Origin of the sequence: Aeromonas diversa CDC 2478-85 (assembly GCF_000819805.1) — a bacterium.
GTDB lineage: Bacteria > Pseudomonadota > Gammaproteobacteria > Enterobacterales > Aeromonadaceae > Aeromonas > Aeromonas diversa.
In genome coordinates this window covers 105199-111542 of record NZ_CDCE01000017.1, presented here as the reverse complement: position 1 = coordinate 111542, position 6344 = coordinate 105199, and the positions used below count along the sequence as shown (strand labels likewise).

6 protein-coding genes are annotated in these 6344 nt (G+C 62.5%); all 6 read left to right on the top strand.

The window, feature by feature from the left end:
* Positions 1-100: 100 nt before the first annotated feature.
* The 6 genes from BN1121_RS04765 to BN1121_RS04740 all read left to right on the top strand — a co-directional run bounded on the left by BN1121_RS04765 (position 101) and on the right by BN1121_RS04740 (position 6342).
* Positions 101-1354 (top strand): MgtC/SapB family protein, encoded by a 1254-nt coding sequence (locus BN1121_RS04765; RefSeq protein WP_005354284.1) that lies wholly within the window; start codon positions 101-103, stop codon positions 1352-1354.
* Positions 1355-1409: 55 nt separating this feature from the next.
* Positions 1410-2015 carry a sugar O-acetyltransferase gene (locus BN1121_RS04760; RefSeq protein ID WP_005354279.1) on the top strand — a complete coding sequence of 202 codons (606 nt, stop codon included), beginning with the start codon at positions 1410-1412 and terminating at the stop codon, positions 2013-2015.
* Positions 2016-2106: 91 nt separating this feature from the next.
* On the top strand, positions 2107-2319 hold the full coding sequence (locus tag BN1121_RS04755; protein WP_005354277.1) for a hypothetical protein: 213 nt from the start codon (positions 2107-2109) through the stop codon (positions 2317-2319).
* A gap of 297 nt (positions 2320-2616) precedes the next feature.
* A complete protein-coding gene (locus BN1121_RS04750) occupies positions 2617-3615 on the top strand; it encodes a BMP family lipoprotein (RefSeq protein ID WP_005354276.1) in 999 nt (332 codons plus the stop codon).
* A gap of 70 nt (positions 3616-3685) precedes the next feature.
* Positions 3686-5242 carry an ABC transporter ATP-binding protein gene (locus BN1121_RS04745; protein WP_005354274.1) on the top strand — a complete coding sequence of 519 codons (1557 nt, stop codon included), beginning with the start codon at positions 3686-3688 and terminating at the stop codon, positions 5240-5242.
* Positions 5239-6342 (top strand): ABC transporter permease, encoded by a 1104-nt coding sequence (locus tag BN1121_RS04740; protein ID WP_005354272.1) that lies wholly within the window; start codon positions 5239-5241, stop codon positions 6340-6342. Before BN1121_RS04745 ends, BN1121_RS04740 begins: the two co-directional genes overlap by 4 nt.
* The last annotated feature ends 2 nt before the right edge of the window (positions 6343-6344 follow it).

Sequence of the window (6344 nt, the reverse complement as noted above, 5' to 3'; positions counted from 1 at the left end):
GATCTTCACCGCCCGCCTCGACTGCCGGACGTGATCGGGGGCACGTCTGCCCCCTGCCGCCTGTGCCATCATGAGGCAAACGGGTACAAGGGAGAGCGAGATGGAGTTCAGCGATACCCCCCTCTACGGCGCCCTGGTGTCACTGGCCATCGGCCTCATCATAGGGCTGGAACGTGGCTGGCAGACCCGCCGGCTGGAGGATAACCAGCGCATCGCCGGCATGCGTACCTATGGCCTCATCGGCCTGCTCGGCGGCGCCTGCGGCCTGCTGCTCCCCTCACTGGGCAGCAGCCTCCCCCTGCTCGGTCTGCTGGCCATACTGGGCGGCGTGGCCCTCTCGGTGTGGCTCTCCCTGCGCTGGCAGGGGGAGTTCGGCCTCACCAGCTCGGTGGCCATGGTGCTCACCTACCTGCTCGGCCTGATGGCGGTGTTGCTCGGCCCCACCGAGGCGGTCGCCTGCGCCGTGCTGGCAGCCCTGCTGATGGGGCTCAAGGGAGAGATACATCAGGGGATGCTGTTCCTGAGCGAGACCGAGTTTCACGCCACCCTGCGCTTCCTGCTCATCTCGCTGGTGTTGCTGCCTGTGCTGCCCAACGAGGAGATAGGCCCCTTGCAGGCCTTCAACCCCTTCAAGATCTGGCTGATGGTGGTGATGATCGCCGCCATCTCGTTTTGCGGCCACTTCGCGGTGCGCCTGGTGGGCACCCGCAAGGGGCTGGTGCTCACCAGCATATTGGCGGGGTTTGCCTCCTCGACCGCCCTCACCCTGCAGTTCTCCCGCCTCAATCGGGAGCAAAATGGCCTGGAACGGCTGCTGGCCAACGGCATCCTGCTCGCCAGCGCCACCATGTGGCTGCGGGTCTGGGCCCTCACCCTGGTGGTCTACCCGCCGCTGGCCCGCCAGCTCACCTGGCCCCTGATTACCCTGGCCCTGGTCATCTACGGCTGCGCCTTCTGGTTCTGGTATCGCCGGGAGGAGGCCCCCGAGCCGGTCCAACCCGAGACCCGCAACCCCCTCGAGCTGGCCACGGCCCTCAAGTTTGGCCTCCTGCTCGCCATCATCGGCTTTCTCGCCACCCTGTTGCAGCAGACGGTGGGGAGCTCGGGGGTCTATTTGCTGGCCGCGGCATCTGGGCTGGCCGACGTGGACGCCATCACCCTCTCTCTGGCCCACCTGGCCAGCCGGGAGCTGAACCTGGAGGTGGCGACGCGCGCCATCCTGCTGGCCGGTTTTATCAACTCTCTCATCAAGGGAGGGCTGGCGCTGGTCATTGGTGGGCGTGGGCTCGGCTGGCGGGTATTGCTCCCCTATCTGCTCTCTGCCCTCGTCTGCATACCTCTGCTGGGGTGGTGACGCCGCACCGCTTTGGTCATAATGCGGAGCCATCACCAAGCAGCAGGAGAATGTGATGGCAAGCGACTGGGACAAGATATTGGCCGGGGGACTGCTCGACAGCAGCAGCGAGGAAGTGGCAAACGACCGGATCCGCGGCCAGGCGCTGCTGAGCCGACTCAACGCCACCCCTGCCGGCGAGGAGACCGAACGCCAGGCACTGTGCCGCGAGCTGTTCGGCCACTGCCCCGACTCATGCTGGATAAGCACCCCCTTCACCTGCGAATTCGGTCGTAACATCCACATCGGCGAGAAGACCTTCTTCAACTTCAACGTCACCATTCTCGACGTCTGCGAGGTGCACATCGGCAGCCATGTGTTGCTCGCCCCCAACGTGCAGATCTACACCGCCACCCACTCCATGGACTACCGGGATCGGCGCCGCTGGGAGGCGTTTGGCAAGCCGGTGCACATAGGCGACGACTGCTGGATCGGCGGTGGGGCCATCCTCTGCCCCGGCGTCACCATAGGGCCACGCTCCGTCATTGGCGCCGGCGCCGTGGTCACCCGGGACATTCCCGCCGACAGCGTGGCGGTGGGCAACCCGGCCCGAGTGATCCGAACCCTCACCCAGGGGGAACCGAGGGACGAGCGGGCTCTGGACGCCGGCCAGGGCGCTTGACCCCAACGACACCCACTCCAAACGGAGTGGTGACTCGGCCTCGCACCTGTGTCACAACAGGGGAGTAACCTTAGCTTCGTCAGGAGACGTTATGACCATGTGGACAGGGATTGTGCTGATCGTGCTGATCAGCCTGGGTTTTGACTATCTGCGCACCCGCGCCAAGCAGCAGGGGCTCAATGGCCGTCAGCGGGTCGAGGTGGACGCCTTGCGAGAGGAGTTGCTCAAGCTGCAGGAGCGGGTCATCAATCTGGAGGCGATCGTCATCGAAGAGGAGAAGAAGCGCCCCTTCCGCTCCCTGTGATCAGAGTGAGGGCTTTTAGCCCTCATTATTTTGCCAGCAATACAAACGTTTCACACAAGCTGTTGATTGTGTTGATAAAACCTCCAAAACTGCCACTTTACCAACATTCAATCCCCGACCAACTCGCCTAAAAACAGCCACTTATGAGAACTATGGTTTAAAATTCAAACCGTTAGCGAAAACGTTTTTCCTGTACTATTCCCTTGACCCTGCAAACAGCTCACTTAGAGTAAACCGCGCAAGCAGGTATGCCTGCCCAGGCAGGTAGCGGACCCCATAACAATCAAGGATAAGATCGTGACTAAAGTACTCAAGCTGGCCACCGTAGCCGCCCTCACCCTCTCTGCTCTCTCCGCCCAGGCCGCCTCCGAGCCGGCCGTCATCTACGACACCGCAGGCAAGTTCGACAAGTCGTTCAACGAAGCCGTGTTCCGTAACGGCGTCGAGGTCTACAACAAGGACAAGGGAGTCAAGGTCAAAGAGTTCGAACCCCAGAACGAAGCTCAGCGCGAGCAGGGTCTGCGCCGTCTGGCCAGCCGTGGCAACGGCCCCATCGTCGCGGTCGGGTTCAACATGGGTTCCGCCGTTGAGAAGGCCGCTACCGAATTCCCCAACACCCAGTTCACCATCATCGACATGGTGGTCGACAAGCCCAACGTGCAGTCCATCGTCTTCAAGGAGCACGAAGGCTCCTTCCTGGTTGGCGCCCTGGCGGCCATGGCCTCCAAGACCGGCAAGGTCGGCTTCGTCGGCGGCATGGATATCCCGCTGATCCGCAAATTCCAGTGCGGCTACGAGCAGGGTGCCAAGTACGTCAATCCCAAGATGGAAGTGTTCCAGAACATGACCGGCTCCACCCCGGCCGCATTTGCTGACCCGGCCAAGGGTGCCGAACTGGCCAAGTCTCAGTTCGCCAAGGGTGCTGACGTCGTCTATGCCGCCGCTGGCGGTACCGGCATCGGTGTCTATCAGGCCGCCAAGGACGAAGGCAAGCTGGCCATCGGCGTCGACTCCAACCAGAACCACCTGCAACCGGGCACCATGCTGACCTCCATGGTCAAGTCCGTGGGCCTGGCCGCCTACAAGACTTGGGATGACGCCGCCAAGGGTACCTGGAAACCCGGTATCCAGGCCCTGGGCCTGGCCGAGGGCGGTGTAGACTGGGCTCTGGACCAGTACAACGAGAAGCTGATCACCCCGGAGATGAAGGCCAAAGCTGACGCCATCAAGGCTGACATCATCGCCGGCAAGATCCAGGTCCACGACTACATGTCCGACAACTCCTGCAAGTACTAATCTCACCTGAACAGGCCGGCCAATTGGCCGGCCTCTCCAACTCTTTTTCATGACTCGCAAGGATTGCATCATGGACCAGACAGATCGCTATGCCATCGAATTGAGCGGTATCGATAAGCGGTTCGGCGATGTTCACGCCAACAAGCATATCGACCTGCAGGTTCGCCGTGGCTCGATCCACGGCATAGTAGGTGAAAACGGGGCCGGTAAATCGACCCTGATGAGCATCATCTACGGCTTCTACCACGCCGACAACGGCGAAATGCGTATCTTCGGCCAACCCTTCAAGCCGCACGGCTCGCAGGAGGCCATCCAGGCCGGTATCGGCATGGTGCACCAGCACTTCATGCTGGTGAATAACTTCACCGTATTGGAAAACGTCATCCTGGGCGCAGAGCAGGGGTGGCATCTGGGGCAGAGCCAGGCCACCGCCGAGAAGCTGCTCGGCGAGCTGGCCCGGGACTATGGTCTCGAAGTGCCGCTGCACGAGAAGATTGAGAACCTGCCGGTAGGGCTGCAACAACGGGTTGAGATCCTCAAGGCGCTCTATCGCGGTGCCCGCATCCTGATCCTCGACGAGCCGACCGGCGTGCTCACCCCGCAAGAGGCCGATCACCTCTTCGAAGTACTGAAAAAACTGCGCGACCAGGGTACCACCGTCATCCTCATCACCCACAAGCTGCGCGAAATCATGGCCATCACAGACCAGGTCTCCATCATGCGCCGCGGCGAAATGGTGCATCACGTGGCGACCTGCGATACCGACAAGGAGCAGCTGGCCGAGCTGATGGTGGGGCGCAAGGTACGCCTCAAGGTCGACAAGCAGCCCGCCAACCCGGGCGAGCCCCTGCTGCTGGTCGACAACCTCAGCTATGTGGATGGCAGCGGGGTGGAGCGGGTCAAGTCGGTCAACTTCCAGGTTCGTGCCGGGGAAGTAGTCGGCATCGCCGGCGTCTCCGGCAATGGCCAGTCCGAACTGCTCAGCCTGCTCGGTGGCATCCTCAAGCCCAGCAAGGGCGGCTTTACCATAGCCCAGCACAGGGTCGATCAGGCCCATCCGGCCAGTGCCCGCGCCGTGCGTGCCATGGGGCTCGGCCACGTGCCGGAGGATCGCCACAAGATGGGGCTGATCAACCGCTTCGAGGCCCAGGAGGCCTACATCCTCGGCTACCATCACCTGCCCGACTACAACAAGGGTCTGCTGCAGGATAAGGACGCCATCCTGCGAGAGTGTCAGGAGAAGATGGAGAAGTGGGACGTGCGCCCCCCCATCCCGACCCTCAAGACCGCCAACTTCTCCGGTGGTAACCAGCAGAAGCTGGTGATCGCCCGCGAAGTGGAGCAGGACCCGCAAGTACTGCTGGTGGGCCAGCCCACCCGCGGGGTCGATATCGGGGCCATCGAGTATATCCACCAGCAGGTCATCGCCATGCGCGACAAGGGCAAGGCCGTGCTGCTGGTCTCGGTGGAGCTCGACGAGATCATGAGCCTCTCCGACCGCATCCTGGTCATCGCCGATGGCCGCATCGTGGGCGAGCTCGATGCCGCCCGGGCCGATGAGAAGACCCTGGGCCTGATGATGGCCAACATAGTCCCCGACGAGATCGCCCAGGAGGCACAATCATGAGCAAAGCACGCATTCCGGGGTGGGTCTCGGTTGGCCTGCTTCCGGCCCTCAACGTCCTGTTGGCCTTCCTGGTGTCGGCCATCCTCTTCAGCTATCTGGAGATTAACCCCCTCGACGCGGCCAAGATCATGTGGACCGGCGCCTTTGGCAGCGAAGAGGGGATAGGTTTTACCCTCTACTACGCCACCGGCTTCATCTTCACCGGTCTGGCGGTGGCGGTGGCCTTCCACGCCGGTCTGTTCAACATCGGCGGTGAGGGACAGGCTTACATGGGTGGCCTCGGGGTTGGCCTGGTCTGTCTGCTGCTTGGCGACGTGCTGCCGTTTGCCCTGCTGCTGCCGCTCGCCATCATAGCCGGCGGCCTGTTTGGTGCGGCCTGGGCCTTCATCCCGGCCTGGCTGCAGGCCAAGCGCGGTAGCCATATCGTCATCACCACCATCATGTTCAACTTCATCGCCTCGGCCATCATGGCCTACCTGCTGGTGGAGGTGTTCAAGCCGGCGGGCTCCATGGCGACCGAGAGCCGGGTCTTCGCCGAGGCGAGCTGGCTGCCCAAGATGAACGATCTGGCCGCCATGGTGGGCATAGAGATGGTGCGCAGCCCTCTCAACATCAGCTTCTTCTGGGCGCTGATCTGTGCCCTGCTGGTCTGGCTCTTCATCTGGCACACCCGCTGGGGCTACGAGATCCGCTCGGTCGGGGCCAGCCAGAGCGCGTCGGCCTACGCCGGCATCCCCTACCCGCGCGTGGTGATCATCACCATGCTCATCTCCGGCATGCTGGCGGGCTTCTTCGCCCTCAACGTGCTGCAAGGGGAGCTGCACCAGATCAAGCTCAACTTCGTAGAGGGGTTCGGCTTCACCGGTATCGCAGTGGCCCTGATGGGACGTAACCACCCGGTCGGGGTGATCCTGGCGAGCCTGTTGTTTGGCTTCCTCTATCAGGGGGGCGCCGAACTCAGCTTCGAGTTTGGGGTCGACCGTAACATAGTGGTGGTGCTGCAGGGTCTGGTGATCCTGTTCTGTGGCGCGCTGGAGCACATGCTGCGTCCGCGGGTCGAGCAGATCTATCTGGCGCTGGCCGCGCGCAAGGAGGCATAAAT